Raw genomic sequence first — 23840 nt, forward strand, 5'->3', positions numbered from 1 at the left:
ACGGTTCGTGACCTCGCTCGGGTGGCTCTGTGGTGCACGGGCACGCGGCACGCGGACACGGCTGGCGCGTGGCCAGCTCGCGACCCCGGGCGGTCCGCCTCCTACCAGCGCAGGGGCTGGCGACTCAGGCGGCGAGGGCGACGGGGCCGCGGAGCGGGGAGCCGCTGACCCGGCGGTCCGAGGCCAGGTCGTTCACCACGCCGGTGGTCAGGTCGAGCAGGGTGAGACCGACGGCCCCGGCGACCGCGGCGAGGATCTCCGAGGAGGGGTCCTTGAGACCGCGCTCGAGCTCGGAGAGGTACTGGGTGGACACACCGGCCCGCGCGGACGTCTCCGCCAGGGTCTCCCCCAGCGCGTGCCTGCGGTCCCGGAGCCGGCGGCCGGTCACCTCGCGCCAGAGCGGCTCGACCACCGGACGGCTCGGACCCGGGCGCCGGGCGCGGCCGCCTTCCGACCCGCGGTCGAGGGGACGCCGGCCGGCCCGGTCGCGGCGCACGGTGTCGTGCTGGTCGAGGTGGCGGTCCAGCGGCACGAGGTCTCCCATGGGCCCACGGTAGGTCGCGGCGTCCGCGACGGGCAGCCTGTTCCGCTCACAGCGGATCCCTGCGCGGGCCAACGGCCCTCCAGCGCTGGCCTGTCCGTCGCCGAGGCGGCGAACCTGCCGTCGGGGCGGTGACGCCGGAGAAAGCCGTGGCTCTGACGTCGGAGCTCAGCCTGCAACCCGCAGGACCCTGAGGTCACGGCGACGACCCGTCGCCACGGCGACTCGCAGGTGAGGAGGACGCCGCGGCGGCCGCCGAGCCGCGGATCACCCCCGGCGGACGCCCTGCTCGAGGGCGAAGATCACCGCGTGCACCCGGTCCCGCGCCCCCAGCTTGGCCAGCAGCCGGTTGACGTGGGTCTTCACCGTCGACTCCTCCACCACCAGGGTGGCGGCGATCTCGGGGTTGCTCAGCCCCTCGCCCACCAGGGCCAGCACCTCCCGCTCGCGGGCGGTCAGGGTGCCCAGCCGGGCGTCCGGCTCCCGCGGCAGCGCCGGGCGCGCCAGCTCCATCAGCCGGCGGGTCACCCGGGGTGAGGTGACGCCCTCGCCCCGGGCCACCGCGTGGACGGCACTGCGCAGCTCGGCCGGGCGGGCGCTCTTGAGCAGGAAGCCCGCCGCCCCGGCCCGGATGGCGTCGAAGGCGTACTCGTCCAGGTCGAAGGTGGTCAGCACCAGGACCCGCACCTGCGGCAGCTCGGCGGTGATGCGGGTGGTGGCCTGGATGCCGTCCGTGCCGGGCATCCGGACGTCCATCAGCACCACGTCGGGTCGGTGCTCGTGGGCCATCCGCAGCGCGGTCGCGCCGTCTCCCGCCTCGGCGACCACGGTCAGCCCGTCGTCGGCCTCCAGCGCCATCCGGATCCCCATCCGCACCAGGTCCTGGTCGTCGACCAGCAGCACCCGCACGCTCACGAACCCACCCCCGCAGCCGCGGTCACCGGGTCGCGGTGCGGTTCGGGCAGCGGGATCAGCGCCCGCACCCGCCAGCCACCGCCGTCGCGGGGTCCGACCTCCAGCACGCCGCCGACGGCTGCGACGCGCTCGCGCATCCCCAGCAGCCCCCGCCCGGGACCGACCCGGCCGCCGTCGACCCCGCCGCCACCTGAGCCACCGACCGCTGTCGCCCCGGCACCCGCACCACCGACAGCCGCACCACCGACGGCCGGACCACCGCTCGACGTGGGACCGGTCCCGTCGTCGGTGACCTCGACCTCGAGGTGCCGGCCGACGGCGACCACCAGCACCCGCACCCGGCGTGGCTGCCGGCTGTGGCGCAGCACGTTGGTCAGCGACTCCTGCACCAGCCGGTACACGGTCAGCCCCAGCGTGGGCGGCAGCTCCAGGCCCGGCTCGTAGGTGGCGGCCACCGGGAGCCCCACCGCCCGCAGCTCGGCCACCAGGGCCGGCAGGTCACCCAGTCCCGGCGTCGGACGTCGCTCCCCCGTGTCGTCGGGGTCGAGCACCCGCAGCGCCTGCCGCATCTCCACCAGGGCCTCCCGGCCGGTCTCGGCGGCCTGGGCGCTGGCGGCGCGGACGCGGTCGACGTCGACGGTCTCGCTGGCCCCGTCGGACAGGGCGACCATGATCGAGAGGCTGTGCGCGACCACGTCGTGCATCTCCCGGGCGATCCGGCTGCGCTCCTCGGCCACCGCCAGCCGGGCCCGCTGGTCGCGCTCGCGCTCGAGGTCGCGGGCCCGGTCGACCAGGGACTGCACGTAGCGGCGTCGGGCCCCCACGTTGGTCCCGACCAGCGTGACCACCACCAGCCCCAGCACGAGCAGCGCGCCGGCGCCCAGGTCGTACACCGGCCCCTGGGTGGTGGGGTCGGGCGCCACGGTGAGGAGCCCCGAGGTCTCCAGCAGCCCCAGGGCGCCCAGGCCGGTCACGGTCGCCAGGCCGGCGGCGGAGACCGCCAGGCCCCGCCAGGCCGCCGTGGCGGAGCGGTGCACGGCGAGCGTGTAGAGCGCCACGGCGACGACGAACAGGAGGTCCCCGCCGGTCAGCGGGATCAGCACCAGCGTCCCGACCAGGCCCACCCCCAGCGTCAGCCGAGGGTGCAGGCGGCGCACCAGCACCGCCGCCAGTCCCACCTGGAACCCCGCCCAGTCGAGCAGCAGGCTGGACCCCTCGGTGGCGATCAGGCTGAGCAGGGAGCCGACGGCCTGCGTCAGGGCGAAGCAGAGCGCCAGCACCAGCTCGACCAGCCAGGGACGGCGGTGCCACCACCGGCGCGGCGCCCGGGCCACCCCGACGGCGTCGGCGCTCCCCGTGAGCGGAGAGCCGCTCGCCAGGAACCCGGTCGACGTCGTGGCGGAGCCGGTCGTCGCGGCCGCCGTCGTGGAGGCGTCGGTCGCCGTCCTCGTCGGGGAACCGGTCACGGTCGGCGCGGGACCGCTCGCCGTCGCGGCGCGGTCGGTCGTCGCCGGGTCGGTCACGTGGTCCACGGCGTCACTCTAGGAAGGCGGGACGAGTCGGCGCGTCCACCGTCGCGTGGAGGTCGGTCGACCCCGTCTCCACCCTGGGGTGGATCCTGCTCCGCGCCGGGTGGAAGAACGCCGCAGCACGGTGCGCAGCAGCCCCGCGGCTGCCTAGCGTGACCGTCATGAACCAGCCCCAGGCCCTTCCCGTGGCCTCCCCCACCTTCGCCGACGCCCCGACGCCTCCTCCTGACGTGGCCTTCCACCGCCTCGGGGTCGTGGCCGGGTCCCGCGGCTGGCGGCCGCTGCTCGTGCTGCTGCTGGCCGCCGTCCTCTACGCCGCCTCCGGCCTCCTCCTGGTGACGGCCGCGGTCGCGGTCGACGCGATCACGGGGTCCACGGTCAGCGACCGGGTGCTGGCGCTGGACATGAACGACCCGTACGCCTTCGTCTCCGGGTTCGCGCTGATCGCCCTGATGCTGCCCGCGCTGCTGCTGGCCCGACGGATCCTCGGACCCCGCCCGGTCGGCCTGCTGTCCTCGGTGACCGGACGGCTGCGCTGGCGCTGGCTGGGGCGGGCGCTCCTGATCAGCGTCGCGGTGTACGTCGTCGGGCTCACGCTGCAGCTGGTGCTCCTCGACCCGCTGACCGGCGTCCCGCTGACCGCGGCACGGTTCATCCCGTCGGCCTGGGTGTTCCTGCTGGGGGCCGTGCTGCTGGTGCCCCTGCAGGCGGCGGCGGAGGAGTACGTCTTCCGCGGCGGCCTGATGCAGCTGGTCGGGGGCTGGCTGCGCCACCCCGCGTTCGCCGTCGTGCTGCCCGTGCCGCTGTTCGTGGTGGGCCACGGGTACGACGTGCTGGGTCAGACCGGGATCGCCGTGTTCGCCCTGCTGACCGGCTGGCTCACCTGGCGCACCGGCGGGCTGGAGGCGGCGATCGCGCTGCACGTGGTGAACAACGGCCTGCTCACCGTGATGCAGGCCGTCGGCTGGGCCGATCCCAACGTCACCGACATCACGGTGCCGGCGTTCGTGGCGTCGCTGGTGGTGCAGGGCCTGGCGGCGTGGCTGCTGGTCCGCAGCGCCGACCGGATGGGCGTCCAGCGCACCCGGCCGGCGCTCGCCCCGCTGCCGGCACCCCGCCCGGCGCCGGCGCCGGTCGCCCTGGAGACGTCGTCCTGAGACGCCCTTCCCGACCGGCCGTCCCTGCACCGCCGGGCCGGCCGGTGACCCGGCCTCGCGTCCCTGCGGGCCCCGGCACGGCGGGCGGGCCCGGGGTCGAGGGGCGCCGGGGGCCGCCGGGCGCCGGTAGATTCCCCCGGGTGACTGTCACCGTGCGCTCCATCACCACCGCCGAGCACCTGGCCTTCGTCGAGGGCCTGGCCTCGGCCAGCTACCTGCAGACCCCCGCCTGGGCCGGCGCCAAGCCGGAGTGGACGAGTGAGTCGCTGGGCTGGTTCGACGGCTCGACGATGGTCGGGGCGGCGCTGGTGCTCTACCGCCAGCTGCCCCGGTTCAAGCGCTACCTGGCCTACCTCCCCGAGGGGCCGCTGCTGGACTGGGACACCGACCGCCTCGGTGAGCTGCTGGCACCGATGACCCGGCACCTCAAGCGACGCGGGGCCTTCGGCGTCCGGATCGGGCCGCCGCTGGTCTGGCGCACCTGGCACGCCGCCACCATCAAGGCCGCCGTGGCCGACGAGTCCGTGCGCTCCCTCACCGAGGTCCGCCCCGACGTCACCGACCCGGTGGCCACCCGCGCCCACAACCAGCTCCGCAGCCTGGGGTGGCTGCCGCCCAAGCCCGACGGCGAGGGCTTCGCCGCCGGTCAGCCGACGTACCGGTTCTGGGTGCGGCTGACCGGGCAGAGCGAGGAGTCGCTGCTCAAGGGCATGAACCAGCTGTGGCGGCGCAACATCAAGAAGGCCGACAAGTCCGGGGTGACCGTCCGGGTCGGGGACCGCTCGGACCTGGCCACCTTCCACGCCGTCTACGCCGAGACCGCCCGGCGCGACGGCTTCACCCCGCGGCCGCTGTCCTACTTCGAGACGATGTTCGACGCGCTGCAGCCCGAGGCCGAGGACCGGATCCGGCTGTACCTGGCCGAGCACGAGGGCGACCTGGTGGCTGCGACGATCTGGACCCGGGTGGGTGGCCACGTCTGGTACGCCTACGGCGCCTCCACCTCGGCGAAGCGGGACGTCCGCGGCTCCAACGCCGTCCAGTGGCAGATGATGCGCGACGCCCTGGCCGCCGGCGCCGACGTCTACGACCTGCGCGGGATCACCGACTCGGTGGCCAACGACGACCCGCACCTCGGGCTGATCCAGTTCAAGGTGGGCACCGGCGGGGAGGCCTACACCTACCTCGGCGAGTGGGACCTCCCGCTGAACCGGCTGCTGTACAAGGCCTTCGACGTCTACATGGCCCGTCGCGGCTGAGGCCCGCCGTCCGGTGTGCACTGCTGCTGCGCAGTCGCAGCAGGAGTGCACTCCGGGAGCGCCGGTACGATCCAGGGCGTGTCACGTCCGCCGGTCGCCCGGGCCAAGGTGCTGCGTGCCTTCGTCGAGATCCTGCTCAGCGAGGGCGAGTCGGCAACCACGATGGAGGCCGTCGCCGCCCGCGCCGGCGTCACCAAGGGCGGCCTGCTCTACCACTTCGGCTCCCGCGACGCCCTGGTCCAGGGGCTGCTGGAGCGGCTGGACGAGCTCGGCGAGGCGGACGTCGCGGCGATGCGCAGCGCCCCCGAGGGACCGGTCGACTACTACCTGCGCACCTCCGACGTCACCAGCTCGGTCGAGTTCAACGAGCTCTTCATCGCCGCCTCCCGGCTCACCAAGGAGGCCGGTCTGCAGGCCCGGGCCCGGCTGCGCGCCCTGGAGACGCGCTGGCTGGAGCTGCTGACCGAGGCCATCGGCGACGACGCCCGAGCCCGGCTGGTGCTGCTGCTCGGCGACGGCCTCTACCTGCAGGGCATGATCGCCGACACCCCCGGCCAGCCGGCCGGCAGCGGGCAGCTGGACCTCGTGCTGCCCCTGGTGGAGCAGCTGCTCGCGACGGAGGGGACATGACCTCCGAGGACGACCTGCGGCCGCACCCGGTGACCGGCCAGCTCTTCCCCTCACCGGTGCCGCCGGGGACCGGGTGGCCGGGCGACCCGGCCGAGCCGGAGACGCCGGTGGCCGGCAGCGAGCCCGAGGTGCTCGACCTCGCCAGGGGCTGCACCGACCTGGCCGAGCTGGAGGCCCGCAGCTCGGTCTGCCGGGCCTGCCCCCGGCTGGTGGCCTGGCGGGAGCAGGTGGCCACCACCGGGCGCCGCGCCTCCTTCGCCGACCAGCCCTACTGGGGACGTCCGGGCCCCGGATTCGGCGACCGCGCACCGCGGATCCTGGTGGTCGGGCTGGCCCCGGCGGCCAACGGCAGCAACCGGACCGGGCGTCTGTTCACCGGCGACCGCAGCGGGGACTGGATCTACGCCGCCCTGCACCGGGCCGGGTGGGCGAACCAGCCGCACAGCACCTCCGCCGCCGACGGGCTGGCGCTGACGGAGGTCCGGATCGTGCCGGCGGTCCGCTGCGCCCCGCCGGCCAACAAGCCCACCCCGGACGAGCGCCGTACCTGCGGGCACTGGCTGGACCGGGAGGTGCAGCTGACCGCGGACACCGTCCGCTCGGTCCTGGCCCTCGGCTCGATCGCCTGGGACGCCGCCCTCTCCTCGGCCCGCCGCGTCGGCTGGGGCGTCGCGCGGCCCAAGCCGGTCTTCGGGCACGCCCGGGTGGTGGAGCTCGGTGGACCCCACGGTCCGGTGCGACTGGTCGGCAGCTACCACGTCAGCCAGCAGAACACGTTCACCGGACGCCTCACCGAGCCCATGCTGGACGCCGCCCTGGCCCTGCTCTGACGGTCCACGCCCGCCGTCGGCTCGCACGAGCCGGCCGGCGAGGATCCTCGCCGTCGCCCTGGGCTGGCGGCGCGCCCGGTCCTCCTCGAACCGGCCGCGGCGGCAGCGCCGGTGGCCCGCGCACCAGCCCGCGTCGACGGCCGGAGGTGGACTCGAGCGCTGTCAGGGGTCGGTACTAGCCTCGTCGCAGTGGCGCCGCGGAGCGCCCGGACGGAGCTTCGGAGATGGGGACAGCGGTGCCGGGAGGACGCGGACCAGGTCGGGGAGGCGCGGCGTGAGCGAGCTGCGCCAGGAGCTGCTGGAGATCCCCTGCGCCGGGCTGGGTCCGGAGAACCCGCTGCCCGACCTGGGCGGTCACGGTGACCTGCACCGGGTCCGCAACGCCGAGGACCTCCCCGTCGGGATGCGGCGCGGCATCGGGCACGGGCACCTGCGCAGCATCCTCCCCTGCCTGTTCCAGGACGGCTACGACCGCGACCGCCGGCCCGTCCGGCTCCCCGTCCTGGTGCTGGAGAACGAGCACCTGACCGCCACGGTGCTGCCGACCCTGGGCGGGCGGCTGCACTCGCTGGTCCAGCGCGCCACCGGCCGGGAGCTGCTGCACCGCAACGCCGTCATCCAGCCGGGCAACCTGGGGCTGCGCGGCGCCTGGTTCGCCGGCGGCGTGGAGTGGAACCTGGGCAGCACCGGGCACTGGACCGGCACCTGCGAGCCCGTGCACGCCGCGGCCCTGACCGGCCCGGACGGGAGCCCGGTGCTGCGGCTGTGGGAGTGGGAACGCACCCGCGGCCTGGTCAGCCAGCTGGACCTCTGGCTGCCCGGCGGCTCGGACCTGCTGCACGTCTCGGTCCGGGTCACCAACCCGGCCGAGCAGCCCGCCCCGGCGTACTGGTGGTCCAACGCGGCCGTGCCGCAGACCCCGGCGACGCGGGTCCTCGTCCCGGCCGACCAGGCCTGGCGCTATGGCTACACCGAACGGCTGGAGCTGGTGGACGTCCCCGGAGGGGACGAGGTGTCCGACCTCACCCGGCCGATGGCCCACCGCCGTGCCGTGGACTACTTCTTCGAGCTGCCCGCCGAGGACCTGCCCGACACCGCCGCCCGTGCGCGGGAGCGGCCCTTCGTCGCCGCCGTGGAGCCCGACGGCACCGGGATCCTGCACGCCTCGACGTGCCGGCTGCGGGGCCGCAAGCTGTTCGTCTGGGGGGAGGGACGCGGCGGGCGGCGCTGGCAGGAGTGGCTGACCCCCGACGGCACCGGGCACGGCTACGCCGAGATCCAGGCCGGGCTGGCCCGCACCCAGATGGAGCACCTGGAGCTCCCCGGCCGGAGCGCGTGGAGCTGGCTGGAGGTGTACGGCGCAGCGGCCCTGGACCCGGAGGACGCCGCCGCCGAGTGGCCCAGGGCACGCCGGGCCGTGGCCGATCACCTGGACCAGCGGTTGCCCGAGGAGGAGATGGACCGTCGCGCCGGTCAGCTGGCCGCGCTGGCCGACGTCGTCCCCGAGCGGGTGCTGCACACGGCGTCGGGCTGGGGCGCGCTGGAGCTCGCGCGCACCGGCTCGACGGTCAGCGAGGGCACCCCGTTCGCGATGACCGGGGCGCACACCCGCGAACGGGCCTGGCTGCCCCTGCTGGAGGGCAGGCTCCCCGACACCGACCCGCTGACCGCTCCCGACGGCACCCTGGTGCAGTGGGGTGACCTGCTGGAGGCGGCCGACGGCGGCTGGCTGGTCCGCTACCACCGCGGGGTGGCGCGCTGGTGGCGCGGGGACGAGGCCGGCGCGGTGACGGCGTGGCGGGAGAGCCTGGAGCACCGCCCGAGCCCGTGGGTCTGGCGCAACCTCGCGGTGGCCGCGGGCCGTTCCGGCGACCCGGCCGGCCTGGTCGAGGGGTACCAGCAGGCGCTCACCCTCGCCCCGGGTCTGCGGCCCCTGGCCGTGGAGGCGCTGACCGAGCTGCTGGAGACCGGTCGGGCCGGGGTCGCCCGCGAGCTGCTGGAGCAGCTACCTGCCGAGCTCCGCCGGGACGACCGGGTGCTGCTGGTCGAGGTGCGGCTCCGGCTGGCCACCGGTGAGGCGTCGACCGCCGAACGGCTGCTGGACGCCGGGATCGCCCCGGTGGACCTGCGCGAGGGCTCGGTCCGGCTGGCCGACCTGTGGCAGGCGGTGCAGCAGGCACTCGGTCAGGACCGTCCCGTCCCCGCCCGCTACGACTTCTCGATGACCGGGGGCTGAGCCCCGGGCCTCAGTCGGGCCACGACACAGTGCGACCCCGGTGTCAACGACTCCCGCCGCCGCCCTTCCTGTTTGAGATGGCTCGCGTGGGTAAACGAAGGGCCAGGGGGCGCGCACGGTGCTCCCGGAACAGCAGGAGGTTCAATGAGCCAGGTCCAGGAAACGGTCGACGTCGACGTCCCGGTGACTACTGCCTACAACCAGTGGACGCAGTTCGAGAGCTTCCCGGAGTTCATGGGTGGCGTCGAGTCCGTCACCCAGACCAGCGACACCATGACCCACTGGGTCACCAAGATCGGCGGGGTCGAGCGCGAGTTCGACGCCGAGATCACCGAGCAGCACCCCGACGAGCGCGTCGCCTGGCGCAGCATCGGCGGGGAGGTGGAGCACGCGGGCGTGGTGACCTTCCACCGCCTCAGCGACACCACCACCCGCGTCGCGGTGCAGATCGACTGGGAGCCCAAGGGCGCGGTCGAGAAGATCGGTGCCGCCGTGGGCGTGGACGACGCCCGGGTGAAGGCCGACACCAAGAAGTTCAAGGCCTTCATCGAGTCCCGTGGGACCGAGTCCGGTCAGTGGCGCGGCGACGTCGCCCCCGGTCCGGGCGCCAACCCGAACCCCGGCGTCTGAGCGTTCCCACCCGCCGCGGACGCCGTCAGGGCGTCTGAGGTACGACGATCGCACCCGGTGCCCGGCCTCGGCCGGGGCCGGGTGTTGTCATCTCTCCCCACCGGGACCGGCACACGCCGGGACCGGCAGCTGACCGCGATCATGCCGGCCCACGCCGAGGGCTGGGAGCTCCTGGCCGCGTCGGGTGAGGTCACCGACGTCCCGGCGGTCGTCGAGTCCCGGCGCGAGGGCACGGTGGTCCGCTCCTGGTTGCTCGACCTGGCTTGCTGCGGACCGGCTCTGCCGGCGCCGGTGGGCCGGGGTCTGTTCAGGCCTCGGCCACGTGGTCCACGACGGCGGTGGTGAGCCGCAGCTGGACCGGGACGGCGTCCCCCACGCTCGGGGCGTGCTCCTCCCCGGGCAGCAGGACCATCGAGGACTGCATGTGCGGCGGCTCGAGGAACCATCGCTTCCGCCCGGCGACGGTGTAGGGCGACAGCGCCCGGCCCGCCGCCTCCAGACCGCCGGTGGCCGCCGAGATGGCCCGCGAGCGCAGCGTCGAGGCGGCCGACGGGGCCTCGAGCCCGACCCCGTGGGCGGTCCCGCCGGCCAGCACCAGCACCCACCCGTCACGACTGACCCGGCGCTGCCGGTAGCCGATCCGCTCACCCCTGGCCACCCGGTGCACGTCGATCACGGTGGCCGTGGTGCGCAGCGCCCCCGGGTCGCCCAGCCAGAGCGACGTGCCGAGCCGCAGCCGGACGTCGACGCCGAGCTCGGCGGCCAGCGTGGTGGCCTCCTCCGGGGTGACGTGGGAGATCCAGATCGGTGCCCGGCGGAGCGCGACGGCGGCCCGGGAGAGCCGGCGGGCCTCCTCCAGCCGTCCCCGCTCGAGCAGCGGGAGGTGGATGGTCCAGCCCTCCAGCACCACCCCGGGCTGGCCGGCGGCGGCGTCCCGGGCGTCCAGCCGACCCACCGCCGAGCCGGCCTCGGCCAGCTCCATCCCGTACCGGCGCATGGACGTCCGCAGCTCCAGCAGCACCCGCGGGGCCCGCTCGCCACCGGCGGACAGGGCGGCCAGGTCGACCTCGCGCGACACGGTGGTGATGACCTTGGGGTCGGTGGCCAGCGCCACCGCGTCCAGGTCGTCGGCGCGCCAGGGGGTCAGCACCACGACGTCGCCGGAGATGGCCTCGCGGACCGAGCCGACCTCCGAGGCGGTGCCGACCGCGAGGACGTCCGCCCCCAACCGCTCGGCCTCCGCGGCCAGCCGTTCGCGTCCGAAGCCGTAGCCGTTGCCCTTGACCACGGGCACCACGGCGGCCCGGGCGAAGGTCGTGGCCAGGTGCTCGCGCCAGCGCTCGGCCTGGATGGTCAGGGTCAGTCCACTCACGGACACACCCTAGTTGCGGCCGACCTCACCAGGGCAGCAGCGAGCCGTCGACGGGGTCGCGCCAGCTGGGCAGCGTCCAGGACCCGTCCCAGTCGCTGGCCAGCACGGCGGGGTCGAGCTCGACCCCCAGACCGGGGGCGGTCGGGGCCTCGATGTAGCCGTCGACGACCTCGAACGGGTGGGTGATGACGCCCTCGCCCAGGTGGATCTGCTCCTGGCACAGGAAGTTGGGCGTCACCAGGTCCAGCTGGATGCTGGCGGCCAGGTTCACCGCCCCCAGCGGGTTGTGCGGGGCCAGCTGGGCGTAGTGCATCTCGGCCATGGTGGCGATCTTGCGCCCCTCGGAGATGCCCCCGCAGTGGGCCAGGTCGGGCTGCAGCACGGCGGCCGCGCCCTTGCTCAGCACGTCGCGGAAGCCCCAGCGGGTGAACAGCCGCTCACCGGTGGCGATGGGGACGGTGGTGGAGCGCGCGACGTCGACCATGGCGTCGACGTTCTCGGGCAGGCAGGGCTCCTCCACGAACATCGGCGACCACGGCTCGATGGCCCTGATCAGGACCTTGGCCAGCGCCGGACCCACCCGGCCGTGGAAGTCGATGGCGATGTCGACCCCCGGCCCGACGGCCTCGCGCAGCGCTGCGAACCGCCTCGCCTGGAAGTCGACGAAGGCGGCCGACTCCAGCCCCCGGGCCGGTCCGGGCAGCGCGGTCTTGATCATGGTGTAGCCCTGCGACACCGCCACCCGGGCCACCGCGACCAGCTCGTCGATGTGGTCCTGGTCGCGGGCCACCTCGGCGTCGCCGTGGTCACCGACGTTGACGTGGCGGTAGGCGCGGACCCGGTCGCGCACCCGTCCACCCAGCAGCTCGTGCACCGGGACGCCGTGGTGCTTGCCGGTGATGTCCCACAGGGCCTGGTCGATCGCCGAGATGGCGCTGGCCAGCACCGAACCGCTCGGGTAGAACGTCGTGCGGTACATGTCGTTCCACAGCTTCTCGACCTGGCGCGGGTCCTGCCCGAGCAGCAACGGCTCGAAGTCGGTGATGGCCGCCTGGACGACACGGGCCTTGCCCTCCAGGCAGGCCTCGCCGAGCCCGAAGACCGAGTCGTCGTCGGTGTGCACGACGAGGACGGAGTACCGCGGGCTGAGGTGGTGGACGTCGAGCCTCGTGATGCGCATGGGTTCCTCTCGGGACGGACGCCACGCGGCTGGGCCGGAGCAGCGGCGGGCGTGCTCAGTCCAGCAGGTGGCGACGCATCGCGTCGGTGTCCGCGGCCGTCCAGCCGAGCCGCGCCAGCACCGCCTCCACGCCGCCGTGGGCGTCGTCGAGATAGCGCAGGAAGGTGTCCATGGTCTCGGCCTTGGTGGCCTGCGAGGCGAGCGGACGGTCGCGGAGGTTGGCGGCGTACACCGGTGAGGACACCAGGCGCTGCACGATCAGCGGCAGCCGCTCGTTGCTGGCGGCGTAGTCGGCCACGACGGCGTCGCGGTCCGCGCCGACCAGCCGCAGGGCCAGCGCCACGGTCGTCCCGGTGCGGTCCTTGCCGGCGGCGCAGTGCACCAGGGCGGCGCCCTCGGCGTTCGCCACCGCGCGCAGGGCGCCGACCACCGACTCGGGCCGGTCGGTCAGGTAGGCCCAGTAGGTGGAGGCGAAGTAGTCGTCGAGCTCCACGTCGAGCCGCTTGCCGACCCACGGCAGGGCGTCCTCGGGCAGCTCGTCCCCGGACTCGGGGGAGGACGCCTCGCCGTGCTGCTCGACGAAGTAGCTGAAGTGGTGGTGGGCCACCCCGCCGTCGCCCTTGAGCGGGCCGTCCCCGGTGGCGTTGACCTCGTAGGCGGTGCGCAGGTCGATCACGTCGCTGAGCCCGCGGCGTCGCAGCTCGGCGACGTCGGCCTCGCTCAGGTCCTGCAGGTTGTCCGAGCGGAGCAGCCGCCCGGGACGCACCTCGCCACCGCCCTCGAGCGGCGTCCCGCCCAGATCGCGGAGGTTGACCAGCCCGTCCATCTCGATCCAGTTCGGCACGGGAGGAAGTCTAGGGCTGCCCGTCCCCACCGCCCCGACCCCTGCCCGGCTGTATGTCATCGCGGTCTCGGCCGGCGTGTCGCGGCGTGTCGGCGTGCACCGAGCTCACGACGTACACGTCCTCAGGGCGCGGTCCATGCCGCCGCCCCTGCGCCGGCCGCTGCAGCAGGGCCAGGAGGTCCGTGGGACAGGACCCTCGCCTGGCGGTCACCGCACCGGGGTCAGGGAGGAGGGCCCTGGGATCGTGTACGCCGAGGGCTCGGTGCACGCCGACACGCCGCGACCCGCCGGCAGTCACCTGGACGACATACAGCCGATCAGGGGGCCGGCGGGTCGGACGGCGGAGGTCAGGCGGTCTGGGCGCGGAGCAGGGTGGCCGGCTTGACCGAGCGCTCCCGGATCACCGCCAGCACGCTGGCGCAGATCGCGACCAGCAGCCAGGCCACCACCGCGAACACCTGGTCACCTAGACCGGTCCCGTCGGTGAGCAGGGCGCGCACGGCGTCCAGGGCCGGGCTGAGCGGCAGGAACGGGCGGATCGCGTCGAACAGGGCCGGCACCGCGGAGATGATCGACCCGGCCGCGGTCAGCACCACCGCGGCGACCGAGATGATCCGACCCAGGCCACCCAGCCAGGCGGCCAGGGCGTGGTTGATCCCCACGAAGGCGAACCCGATCAGCAGCAGCAGCGCCAGCAGCTGCATCACCCGGACCGGAGCCAGGTCCAGCACCACCTGACCGACCACGGTCAGCGCCACGGCCTGCACGGTGGCCACCGCCGCACCCGGCGCCATCGACAGCAGCGCGAGCTGCCAGGACGGCCGCGACGACATCCAGGTACCGGCGGAGACGGCCTGCACCACCAGGAAGGTGGCCAGGGCGCCGATCCACAGCGCCAGCACCATCAGCAGGCTGGTCGAGCCGGCCTGGGGCAGCAGCTCCGCGGCACCGTCGGCGGTCACCGGCTCGGCCACCACGGTGGACAGGTTCTCCCGGTCGGACTCGTCGTAGCTGGGGATCTTGGTGGCCCCCTCGGCCAGGCCGTCGGCCAGCTCGCGGCTGCCGTCGGCCAGCTGGCTGGCGCCGTCCTCGAGCTCGCCGTACCCGTCGGCCAGGGCCTGGGTGCCCTCGGCGGACTGGGCCACACCCTGGGTGTACTGGGTCAGACCCGGGGACAGCTGGGCCAGACCGTCGCTGATCGCGGTCACGCCGGCGGTGTACTGGCCGACCCCGGAGGAGAGCTGGGAGGCCCCGTCGTCCAGCTGCCCGATGCCCTCGCCGAGCTCGCCGAGCCCGGTGCTGAGCTGGGACGCGCCGCTGGCCAGGCCGTCGGCACCGGTGTTCAGCTGCTCGCTGTTCTCCGAGAGCTGGCTCAGGCCGGAGTCGAGCTGGTCGACGCCGTCCAGGAGCTGCTGCACCTGGTCACCGAGACCGCTCAGCCCGCCGAGCTGGTCGGCCAGCTCGCCGATGCCGACGCCGAACTGCTCCGCGCCGGTCTCCAGGGCCGTGGCCCCACCGATCAGGGACTGCTCGGTGCCGGCGTCACCGAGGGCGCCGGTCACCGCCGTCGTCACCTCCTCGGCCCCGTCGCCGAAGCCGGCGTAGTAGGCCTGGCACTCCAGCGGGGTCACGAAGGGGCACTCGGGGACGTCCGTCGGGTCGGCCGGGGCCTGCAGCCCGTCACGGAGGTCCTCCAGCCCCGACGCCAGTCCTCCGGCGCCGGTAGCGAGGGCATCCACCCCGCCGGTCAGCTGGCCGAGGTCCTCCTCGCTGGGACCGGACAGCTCCGCGCCGCCGAGCCCGGCCTGCAGCTGCTCGTTGAGCTCCGACACCCCGGCGGCGGCCTGGTCGACCCCACCGGTGTACTGCTCGATGCCGTCGGCGTACTCCCCGGCCCCCTCGGCCAGCTCGGCGGCACCACCGGTCACGGCCGGGACGTTCTCGTCCAGCGTGGAGACGCCGTCGGCCAGCTGGGACGCCCCGCTGGCCAGGGCAGGACCGCCCTCGGCCAGCTGCCCGGCGCCGGAGGCCAGGGTGGCCACCCCGGTGGCCAGCTCGCCGCCGGCCGTGCCCAGCTGTCCCAGACCCTCGGCCAGCCCGTCGATGCCGTCGCCGACCTCGGTGACGCCCTCGGACAGCCCCTCGGCGCCGTCGGCCAGGTCACCGGCCCCGTCGGCCACGGTGCTGAACTGCTCGCCGATGTCGTTGAAGCCGACGTAGATGTTGTCCAGGTAGGTCCGGGTCAGCTCGGAGTTCAGCGTCTGCACCGCCACCTGCCCGATGGTCTGGCCCAGGGCGCCGTCGGCGATGCCGGTGACCTGGGAGGTCCGGATGTCGATGGTGGCCTGCTCGGCCTCGTCGGCCTCACCGCCGAAGGAGGTGGCGGCCTCGGAGAAGTTCTCCGGGATGGTGATCACCGCGGCGTAGCGGCCCGAGGCCAGGCCGTCGGCGGCGTCCTCGGCGTCGGAGAGGTTCCAGGTGAAGTTCTCCACGTCGGAGTCCACCAGGCCACCGACGAGCTGGCGGCCGAGCGGCACCTGCTGCCCGTCGATCTCCACCCCCTCGTCGAGGTTGACCACGGCGGCCTGGACGCGGTCCAGCCGGTCCTCCGACCCCCAGATGGCCCAGAGGAAGCCGGCGGCGACGATCACCGGGACCAGCACCAGCCCGAGGAGGGAGAGCCAGGTGACCCGGCGGGAGGCGTTGGCGCGCTCGAGACGGAGCATCAGCGCAGACCTTTCTCGGAGGTGGTGCCGGCGAAGGCGTGTTCGGGGAGGTGCCCGCCGGGGGCGGCGGGCGGACGGAGGACGAGCAGCTGGTGCGGCCCGGCGACGAGGTCGGCGACCACCGAGGCGGTGGTCACCCCCAGCACCACGGCCTGGTCGCCGCGCTCCTGGGCGGCGCGGAGCAGCCGGTCCAGGGCCTGCCGCGCCTCGGGGGTCGCGAGGGCGTCGGCCCCGTCGACCAGGGCCAGCGGCGGGCGGCGTCGCGCCAGACCCTCGAGCCCGCGAGCGACCTGGGCGTGGACGGTGGCGTCGACGTAACCGGTGCGACGGCGCAGCGCGGCGCTGCTCCCGGGGACCAGCTGCCCGACCACGCGGGCCTGGCCGAGGTCCGGCGTCATCCGGCCCGACAGGCTCATCATCAGCGCGGCGCGCCCGCTCGGGGCCCCCTCGACGACGAGGACCTGACCGGGGTCGAGGTCGAGGTCGACCGGGGCCACCAGGCCCTCGACGCCGAGCCCCTCGGCGTGCACGGCGCGTCCGGCGCCGGCGGCGGGCCACTGGGCCAGGGCGAGCTCGCGGTGCAGCTGCTCACCCTCGACGTCCAGGGCCGGCAGCCTCTTCTCCAGCCAGCCCGGCAGCCACCAGGCCCGCTCGCCGAGCAGGGCCATCACGGCCGGGACGAGGGTCATCCGCACCACGAAGGCGTCGAAGGCGACCCCGACGGCCAGGGCGAAGGCGATCGGCTTGATGGCCCCCTCCCCCTCGGGCACGAAGAAGGCGAAGACGGCGAACATGATCACCGCGGCGGCGGTGACCACCGAGGCGGAACCGCGGAACCCGGAGTGGACGGCCGCCCGCGCCGGGGTGCCGTGGACGTGGTCCTCGCGCATCCGCGAGACCAGGAACACCTCGTAGTCCATCGCCAGGCCGAAGAGGATGCCCATCAGCAGGATCGGCAGGAAGCTGATGATCGGGCCCGGGCGCTCGAGGTTGATCAGCTCCGCGCCGTGGCCCTGGATGAACACCAGGGTGGTCAGCCCGAAGGCGACACCGATGCTGAGCAGGTAGCCCAGCGTGGCCTTGATCGGGACCGCGATGGAGCGGAACACCATGGTCAGCAGCACCAGCGAGAGACCGACCACGAAGATGCCGAAGGGCAGCAGCGCCCCGGCCAGCCGGTCGGAGACGTCGATCTGGATGGCGGTGACGCCGGTGACGGCGGTGGTGACGTCGTACTCGTCCTGCCAGCCCGGCTCCATCTCGCGCAGCCGCTCGACCAGGTCGGCGGTGGCGGGGTCGGAGGGGCCGGTGGTGGGGACGATCTGGACGAAGCCGGTGTCGGCGTTCTGGTTCGGCGTGGCCAGCGGGACGCTCGCCACCCCCGGCATCGCCTCGATGTCCTCCTGGAGGCCCTCCATCACGCCGAGCGGGTCGTCGGAGCCGACGATCTCGGCGGTGACGATCAGGGGTCCGTTGAACCCCGGGCCGAAGTACTCCGCCTGGAGGTCGTAGGTGGTGCGGGCGGGGGTGCCGACGTGGTTCTCCCCCGCGTTCGGCAGGGCCAGCGTCAGGTCGCGGGCCGGCAGGCTCAGCAGCACCGAGCCGACCAGCACCACCACGACGGTCACCGCGGGGACCTTGGTGACCACCTTCACCCAGCCGGCGAAGAAGCCACCCGGGCGGTCGGCGGCGGCCTGCGGCAGGGGCTCCTGGGCGGCCATCGCCCGACGGACCTTCTTCGGGCGCATGCGCTCCCCGGCCATGCCCATCAGGGCCGGCAGCATGGTCAGCGCGACCACCACGGCCACGGCGACGCCGATTGCGGCGAAGACGCCCATGGCGGTGAGGAACGGGATCTGGGCGATGGCCAGCCCGACCAGGGCGATGATCACGGTCAGCCCGGCGAAGACCACGGCCGAGCCGGCGGTGGCCACCGAGCGGGCGGCGGACTCCTCGACGTCGAGGCCGCGGGCCAGCTGCTCGCGGTGGCGGGACAGGATGAACAGGGCGTAGTCGATGCCCACCGCGAGCCCCAGCATCACCGAGAGCATCGGGGTGGTGGAGCTGATGGTGGTGAACCCGGTGGCCAGCAGCAGCAGGGTCATCGAGACCCCGACGCCGAGCAGGGCGGTCAGCAGCGGCATCCCGGCGGCGACCACCGAGCCGAGGGTGATCAGCAGCACGACCAACGCCACCCCGACGCCGATCACCTCGACGATGCTGAAGCCGGGGACGGACTGGTTGAAGATCTCCCCGCCCATGCTGGCCTGCGAGCCGGGCAGCGACTCCTGCAGGTCGGTCGCCACGGCCACCAGCTCCTCGCGCTGGGCGTCGGTGACCTCCTCGGCGTCCCCGGGGATGCGGGCGCTGACGATGGCGGCGCGGTCGTCGTCGCTGATCATCCCGCTGACCATCTCGTCGTAGGGGCTGGACGCGGTGTCGACGAAGTCCAGCGCCTCGAGCTCGTCGATGCCGGTCTCGATCGCGTCGCGCACCTCCTCGCTGCGGACGTCCGAGCCCTCGGGGGCGACCACGATCAAACTGGCCGACGTCCCCGACACCTCCGGGAAGGTGCGTCCGAGCTGGTCCAGGGCCACCTGCGACCGGGCACCGGGGATGGAGAACTCGTTGTCGAAGGAGCCGCCGACCAGCCCCGCGGACCCGCCGAGCACGGCCACGACGAGCAGCCAGATGCCGGCCGTGCGCCACTTGTGACGGAAGGCGGCGCGGCCCAGCGCGTAGAGGAAGGACGACATGGCGCTCCCGAGTGGGTGACGTACGTTCGATACAGACCTGTATCCGATACGGGACTGTATCCGATAGGGTGACGCGGACCAACCCCGAGGAGGTGGCGTGAGTCTCACCGTGAAGCCGCCCGGCACCCCGAGCGCGCGGCGCGAGCGGACCCGGCGGCGGCTGATGGAGGCCGCCGTGCACGTGGTCGCGGAGAAGGGCGTCAACGGGGCCAGCGTGGAGGAGATCTGCGAGCGGGCCGGGTTCACCCGCGGCGCGTTCTACTCCAACTTCGGCTCCAAGGAGGACCTCTGCCTGGCCGTGATGCGCCAGCACGTCGAGGACCACCTGGCCCGGGCCAACGAGGCGCTGGACTCCGCCGAGCAGGAGGGCCTGGACGCCGAGCACACGCTGGTCCGGGCCGTCGACCTGGTGGTGGACAGCCAGGACGCCGAGTCCGAGACGCTGCTGACCATGCACGAGCTCCGGCTGCTGGCCATCCGCAACCCCGAGGTGCGCGGCGGGTTCCTGGAGATGGAGGAGCAGACCGACGCGATGGTCGCCTCCATCATCGAGCGGGGCATCGAGCGCCACGGGCTGCGGCTGGTCCTCCCCGGCCGGGAGGTCGGGCGGCTGCTGGGCAGCGTCTTCGAGCAGGGCCTGCTGGACGCCGCCCTGCACGACCGCCGCGGCGACAAGTCGGCGGTCAAGCGGCAGATGGTCGCGGTCCTGCGCGCCCTGATGACCGACGCCCCCACCGCCTGATCCGACGCCTTCCGTCGGGCCGCCCGCTGGTCCAGGCTCAGCGGCCGAGCCATGGCGTTCGGAGTCGGGGCACGGACGCTCCCGGCCCGGCACGGCGGCTCCCAGTCGGGCACGGCCGCTCCCGGTCCGGCACGGCGGCTCGGAGTCGGGCACGGCGGCTCCCGGTCGGCACGGCGAGGGACCACCCCGTCAGGAGCCACGTCCCTGCACGAACCTGCTCATACGAACATGACGGGCCCCTCCGCGAGCCAGCGTGCGCCCATGAGCACGTCGCTGTATCGGTTCGGGCTCAGCGGCGCCCGATGCGGGGGGAGCCCCGCGCAGCGGCCCAGGTTCGCCGGAGCCCTGCCGCCACGAGCAGGTGCTGCGCGGTCCCGGATCGGGCGGCGAACGCTGGGCGAGTCAGGTCCCTGCGGGCGCGCCGGGCCACGACCCCGCCGTCACCCCGTCGGCGACAGCCGACAGACTTGCTCCCGGTGCCGAGAGCCCGTCGAGGAGGCCCGGCACCCACCCCCACGCACGAGGAGAGACATGACCCAGAGCACCGCCCTGACGTCCTGGCAGGTCCGAGCCGGGAAGGGACCCGTCCCCGAGGCGCTGCGCGGGATCGAGGTCGCCGCGACGGTGCCGGGCAGCGTCCACACCGACCTGATGGCTGCCGGACTCATCGCCGACCCCTACCTCGACACCAACGAGCTGCTGCAGGGCTGGATCGGGCGCACCGACTGGCACTACCGCACCACCCTCGACCTCACCGACACCACCGCGGAGCGGGCCGACCTCGTCCTCCTCGGGCTGGACACCGTCGCCCGGGTGTCGGTCGACGGCGAGCCGCTGCTGGAGACGTCCAACATGCACCGCACGCACCGCGTCGACGTCAGCCGCTGGCGCGGGAGCAGCGCCGAGCTCACCATCGACTTCTCCGCCCCGGTGCCGGCCGCGAACCGGGCCAGCCTCGAGCTGGGTCCGCGCCCGCACACCAACCACCACCCCTACAACGCGCTGCGCAAGATGGCCTGCAGCTTCGGCTGGGACTGGGGGCCCGACACCACCACCAGCGGACCGTGGCGCCCGGTGCTGGTGGAGACCTGGCACACCGCGAGGCTCGCCGCGGTGCGCCCCACCCCGCGGGTCGACGAGGACGACCGTGGTGTGGTCGACGTGGTCGTGGAGATGGAGCGGGCCGAGGGGTCCACCGAGCCGCTCACCGTGGAGCTGGTCTGCGGCGACGTCAGCCACCGGGTCGAGGTGCCGCCGGGCGACACCGGCGTCCGCACCAGCCTGGACGCCGGCACCGTGCGGCGCTGGTGGCCCCGAGGACACGGCGAGCCCCACCTCTACGACCTGCAGGTCCGGCTGCTGTCGGACGAGGTGGAGCTGGACGCCACCACCCAGCGGATCGGGTTCCGCACCATCACCGTCGACACCACCCCCGACGAGGCGGGCACCCCCTTCACCGTGGTGGTCAACGGCCGTCCGGTGTTCGTGCGCGGGGTGAACTGGATCCCCGACGACGCGTTCCCCCACCGCGTCGACCGCGCCCGCTACGCCGCCCGGCTGACCCAGGCCGAGGAGGCCGGGGTGAACCTGGTCCGGGTCTGGGGTGGCGGGATCTACGAGGACGACGCCTTCTACGACGAGTGCGACGAGCGCGGGCTGATGGTCTGGCAGGACTTCCTGTTCGCCTGCGCGGCCTACGCCGAGGAGGAGCCGCTGCGGGGCGAGGTGGTGGCCGAGGTCCGCGACAACGTCACCCGGCTGATGCCCCACCCCAGCCTGGTGCTGTGGAACGGGAACAACGAGAACCTGTGGGGCCACGAGGACTGGCAGTGGAAGGAGCGGCTGGACGGTCGCACCTGGGGCGAGGGCTACTACTCCGAGCTGCTCCCCCGGCTGGTCGAGCAGCTGGACCCCGGACGTCCCTACACCCCGGGCAGTCCCTTCACCCCCGACAGCGCCGGTGAGCACCACCCCAACGACCCGCGGCACGGGTCGGTGCACGTCTGGGACGTCTGGAACGCCCGCGACTGGACCGCCTACCTGGAGTACCGCCCGCGCTTCGTCGCCGAGTTCGGCTGGCAGGCACCGCCGACCTGGGCGACCCTGCGACGCAGCATTGCCGACGACCCGATGACGCCCGAGTCCCCCGGCATGCTGGTGCACCAGAAGGCCGGGGAGGGGCACACCAAGCTGGTCCGCGGGCTGGTCCCGCACCTGCGCGAGCCGGTCGCGATGGAGGCCTGGCACTGGGCGATGCAGCTCAACCAGGCCCGCGCGCTGCGGACCGGGATCGAGCACTTCCGCTCGCTCTGGCCGCACTGCGCCGGCACCGTGTGGTGGCAGCTGAACGACTGCTGGCCGGTGACCTCGTGGGCCGTGGTGGACGGGGACGGCCGCCGCAAGCCCTCCTTCTACGCCCTGCGGCACGCCTACGCCGACCGGATCCTGGTGCTCGGTCACGAGGACGAGCAGCTGGTGGTCACCGCGGTGAACGACACCGACGAGGACTGGGCCGGATCGCTGCGGCTGGTCCGGCTGGAGGTCGGCGGGGACGTCCTGGCCGAGGAGGGGCGGGAGGTGGCCGTGCCGGCGCGGTCGGCGTCCCGCTGGCCGGTGGGTGGGCCTGGTCTGCTTCAGGACCCGGCGCGCGAGCTGGTGCTGGCCGAGCTGGACGGCGTCCGAGGCTGGCACTTCGGCACCGAGGACCGCGACGGCGTCCGGCCCGAGGCGACGCTGGAGACCGAGGTGCTGGAGGTGGACGGGGGGTACGAGGTGCGGGTGACGGCCCGCACCCTGGTCCGGGACCTCGTGCTGCTGGCCGATGCGGTGGCCCCGGACGCGGTGGTGGACGACATGCTGCTCACCCTGCTGCCCGGGGAGACCCACACGTTCACCGTGCGCACCGGGGAGCGGCTGTCGCCCGACGCGCTGGTCGCGCCCGTCGTCCTGCGGTCGGTGAACCAGCTGGTCTGACGCGGCTGTCGCCGGAGGCGCCGGTCGCCACGGCGCCCTGCGGTCGGTGCACCAGCTGGTCTGACGCGGGCTGTCGCCGGAGGCGCCGGTCGCCGCGGCGCCCTGCGGTCGGTCAACCTCCGGGGGTGACGCGGCCGTCCTGGACGCGCCGGTCGCCCCGACGTCCTGCGGTCGGTCAACCAGCCGGTCTGGACGCGGGCAGCGGCGGTCGGGCGGCGCCGGGTCGCGGCGACCCCCGGGATCGGCTGCCAACCGGCAGCCCGTGGCGGGCCGGCCAGGCGGCGTCCGCGTGCGCACGCCTGCCTCGCGCCGGCATGGGCGTGGCAGCGTCCCGATCCTCGGCCAGGCTCCTGCTGTCGAACTCGTCGAGACGTGTACCCCAGCGCCCATCAGGCTCCCGTGGCGACTGGTGGGTCGGGGGACGCAGCTCCTGACGGGCCACCCCAGGCGCCGGCCGACCTCGGCAGCCCAGGACGACTGTCCCCAGCAGGCCGCGAGCGGTCCGCCGCCTCGAGCTCAGCGCAGGAAGCTGTTCATACGGGCATGCTGGCGCCGTATGCGGGTCAGCCTGCCGCTATGAGCGCTTCTCTGCGGCGGTCTGTGCTCCTCGGGCGGTCTGTGGTGAGAGCCCTGGGTCACCGTGCCGCTATGAGCGCTTTCAGGACCACTCCCGCCGAGCGCCCGCCGGAGGGGTGATCGGCGGCTGTCTGAGGAGAGCCCGAAGTGGGCGTCCGTCGATGCCTGCCGCCCCTGCGCCGGGACACGGCGTCGGCCGGACTCCGTGCCCGGACACCGCGGCCGTGCAGCCGGGCGGAGCCTGGGCCGCCGCAGCCACCGAACGGCCGGGTGACGTCGGCCTCAGCCGCTCGACCACGACGGGACCATCAGCGGCGGGAGAGGATGGTCAACGCGTTGCCGTCGGGTCGACCAGCCGGCCTCGCCGCGCGCGGGAGCGTGAAGCACAGGCACGTCACCCTCGGCCGTCACGGGGAGCCAGAGCACCCGGTCCGGCGTTGCGCGCGGGGCGCGAAGGACTCAGGGCGTCAGGCCGTCCACGTAGAACCAGTTCCGGCCCTCGCGGACGAACCGGCTCACCTCGTGCAGGACCCCGGGCTCCCCCTGCACCCAGGTGGCCCGGAACTCCACCACCCCGTCGTCGTCGAGCAGCCCGCTGCGCTGGGTGGTGAGGACGGTCAGCCCGGTCCAGGTGAGATCGGGCTGCAGGGTCAGCGTCCGCGGGCGGGTGCTCGGGTGCCAGCTGGCCAGGAGGTGGTCGAGGTCACCGAGGACGTGGGCGGTGTAGCGCGAGCGCATCAGCCGCTCGGCGGTCGGGGCGGGACGTCCGGCCAGGAGCGGGGCGCAGCAGCGGGTGGCGTCCCGGCCGCCCCCGCACGGGCAGGCGCCCGGGCCGCCGCCGGTCACGACGACCTCCGGGGAGACCGGTCGCTGTGGCCCCGAGGTCGCCCTCCGAGAGCCGCCGGGACCCCACCGGCGTGGGACGGCCCGGCCGGCGACCCGCG

17 protein-coding genes are annotated in these 23840 nt (G+C 74.3%); 8 read left to right on the plus strand and 9 right to left on the minus strand.

Annotated features, from left to right (window positions below):
* Positions 1-124: 124 nt before the first annotated feature.
* The 3 genes from BLT52_RS02365 to BLT52_RS02375 form a co-directional block, all read right to left on the minus strand.
* Complete coding sequence (locus BLT52_RS02365) at positions 125-544, minus strand: helix-turn-helix domain-containing protein (protein ID WP_090590272.1); 420 nt, start codon at positions 542-544, stop codon at positions 125-127.
* 264 nt (positions 545-808) lie between these two features.
* Complete coding sequence (locus tag BLT52_RS02370) at positions 809-1456, minus strand: response regulator (protein ID WP_090590274.1); 648 nt, start codon at positions 1454-1456, stop codon at positions 809-811.
* Positions 1453-2988 (minus strand): sensor histidine kinase, encoded by a 1536-nt coding sequence (locus tag BLT52_RS02375; RefSeq protein WP_090590277.1) that lies wholly within the window; start codon positions 2986-2988, stop codon positions 1453-1455. Before BLT52_RS02375 ends, BLT52_RS02370 begins: the two co-directional genes overlap by 4 nt.
* Before the next feature lie 158 nt (positions 2989-3146).
* Between BLT52_RS02375 and BLT52_RS02385 the strand changes: the two genes are divergently transcribed.
* From BLT52_RS02385 to BLT52_RS02410, 6 genes are all read left to right on the plus strand, one after another.
* Positions 3147-4142: a CPBP family intramembrane glutamic endopeptidase gene (locus tag BLT52_RS02385; RefSeq protein ID WP_090590282.1), complete on the plus strand. Its 996-nt coding sequence runs from the start codon at positions 3147-3149 to the stop codon at positions 4140-4142.
* Between the two features lie 140 nt (positions 4143-4282).
* The gene (locus tag BLT52_RS02390; protein WP_090590285.1) at positions 4283-5401 is read left to right on the plus strand and encodes a lipid II:glycine glycyltransferase FemX; all 1119 of its coding nucleotides are present in this window, start codon (positions 4283-4285) and stop codon (positions 5399-5401) included.
* Between the two features lie 78 nt (positions 5402-5479).
* A complete protein-coding gene (locus tag BLT52_RS02395; RefSeq protein ID WP_090590288.1) occupies positions 5480-6031 on the plus strand; it encodes a TetR/AcrR family transcriptional regulator in 552 nt (183 codons plus the stop codon).
* Complete coding sequence (locus tag BLT52_RS02400; RefSeq protein ID WP_090590291.1) at positions 6028-6861, plus strand: uracil-DNA glycosylase; 834 nt, start codon at positions 6028-6030, stop codon at positions 6859-6861. The genes BLT52_RS02395 and BLT52_RS02400 overlap by 4 nt, the downstream gene beginning before the upstream one ends.
* Positions 6862-7135: 274 nt before the next feature.
* On the plus strand, positions 7136-9097 hold the full coding sequence (locus BLT52_RS02405) for a DUF5107 domain-containing protein (protein WP_090590292.1): 1962 nt from the start codon (positions 7136-7138) through the stop codon (positions 9095-9097).
* Positions 9098-9241: 144 nt separating this feature from the next.
* Positions 9242-9727, plus strand: a complete 486-nt coding sequence (locus BLT52_RS02410; protein WP_090590295.1) for an SRPBCC family protein — start codon at positions 9242-9244, stop codon at positions 9725-9727.
* A gap of 307 nt (positions 9728-10034) precedes the next feature.
* Here BLT52_RS02410 and BLT52_RS02420 read toward each other — a convergent pair whose 3' ends face one another.
* The 5 genes from BLT52_RS02420 to BLT52_RS02440 form a co-directional block, all read right to left on the minus strand.
* On the minus strand, positions 10035-11099 hold the full coding sequence (locus BLT52_RS02420) for an alanine racemase (RefSeq protein ID WP_231946456.1): 1065 nt from the start codon (positions 11097-11099) through the stop codon (positions 10035-10037).
* Between the two features lie 25 nt (positions 11100-11124).
* Positions 11125-12279, minus strand: coding sequence for a galactonate dehydratase (dgoD, locus tag BLT52_RS02425; RefSeq protein WP_090590298.1), 1155 nt, complete (start codon positions 12277-12279; stop codon positions 11125-11127).
* A gap of 55 nt (positions 12280-12334) precedes the next feature.
* Entirely contained in the window at positions 12335-13123 is a 789-nt protein-coding gene (locus tag BLT52_RS02430) for a tyrosine-protein phosphatase (RefSeq protein WP_197679158.1), read from the minus strand.
* A gap of 347 nt (positions 13124-13470) precedes the next feature.
* Positions 13471-15849: a YhgE/Pip domain-containing protein gene (locus BLT52_RS02435; protein ID WP_090590302.1), complete on the minus strand. Its 2379-nt coding sequence runs from the start codon at positions 15847-15849 to the stop codon at positions 13471-13473.
* Positions 15849-18605 (minus strand): MMPL family transporter, encoded by a 2757-nt coding sequence (locus tag BLT52_RS02440; RefSeq protein WP_090590305.1) that lies wholly within the window; start codon positions 18603-18605, stop codon positions 15849-15851. The genes BLT52_RS02435 and BLT52_RS02440 overlap by 1 nt, the downstream gene beginning before the upstream one ends.
* 97 nt (positions 18606-18702) lie before the next feature.
* On the opposite strand from BLT52_RS02440, the gene BLT52_RS02445 reads away from it, so the two are divergent.
* Entirely contained in the window at positions 18703-19347 is a 645-nt protein-coding gene (locus BLT52_RS02445) for a TetR/AcrR family transcriptional regulator (protein ID WP_157676929.1), read from the plus strand.
* A 531-nt stretch (positions 19348-19878) separates the two neighbouring features.
* A complete protein-coding gene (locus BLT52_RS02450) occupies positions 19879-22320 on the plus strand; it encodes a glycoside hydrolase family 2 protein (RefSeq protein ID WP_090590307.1) in 2442 nt (813 codons plus the stop codon).
* A gap of 1035 nt (positions 22321-23355) precedes the next feature.
* Here BLT52_RS02450 and BLT52_RS02455 read toward each other — a convergent pair.
* The gene (locus tag BLT52_RS02455) at positions 23356-23742 is read right to left on the minus strand and encodes a YchJ family protein (protein WP_090590309.1); all 387 of its coding nucleotides are present in this window, start codon (positions 23740-23742) and stop codon (positions 23356-23358) included.
* Positions 23743-23840: the final 98 nt, after the last annotated feature.

The organism is Auraticoccus monumenti (genome assembly GCF_900101785.1).
GTDB lineage: Bacteria > Actinomycetota > Actinomycetes > Propionibacteriales > Propionibacteriaceae > Auraticoccus > Auraticoccus monumenti.

Bases quoted from the DNA above. Each gene is read 5' to 3' on its own strand.
- BLT52_RS02400 (WP_090590291.1), top strand. From the start codon at position 6,028: ATGACCTCCGAGGACGACCTGCGGCCGCACCCGGTGACCGGCCAGCTC.
- BLT52_RS02410 (WP_090590295.1), top strand. From the start codon at position 9,242: ATGAGCCAGGTCCAGGAAACGGTCGACGTCGACGTCCCGGTGACTACT.
- BLT52_RS02450 (WP_090590307.1), top strand. From the start codon at position 19,879: ATGACCCAGAGCACCGCCCTGACGTCCTGGCAGGTCCGAGCCGGGAAG.
- BLT52_RS02365 (WP_090590272.1), bottom strand. From the start codon at position 544: ATGGGAGACCTCGTGCCGCTGGACCGCCACCTCGACCAGCACGACACC.
- BLT52_RS02385 (WP_090590282.1), top strand. From the start codon at position 3,147: ATGAACCAGCCCCAGGCCCTTCCCGTGGCCTCCCCCACCTTCGCCGAC.
- BLT52_RS02435 (WP_090590302.1), bottom strand. From the start codon at position 15,849: ATGCTCCGTCTCGAGCGCGCCAACGCCTCCCGCCGGGTCACCTGGCTC.
- BLT52_RS02440 (WP_090590305.1), bottom strand. From the start codon at position 18,605: ATGTCGTCCTTCCTCTACGCGCTGGGCCGCGCCGCCTTCCGTCACAAG.
- dgoD (WP_090590298.1), bottom strand. From the start codon at position 12,279: ATGCGCATCACGAGGCTCGACGTCCACCACCTCAGCCCGCGGTACTCC.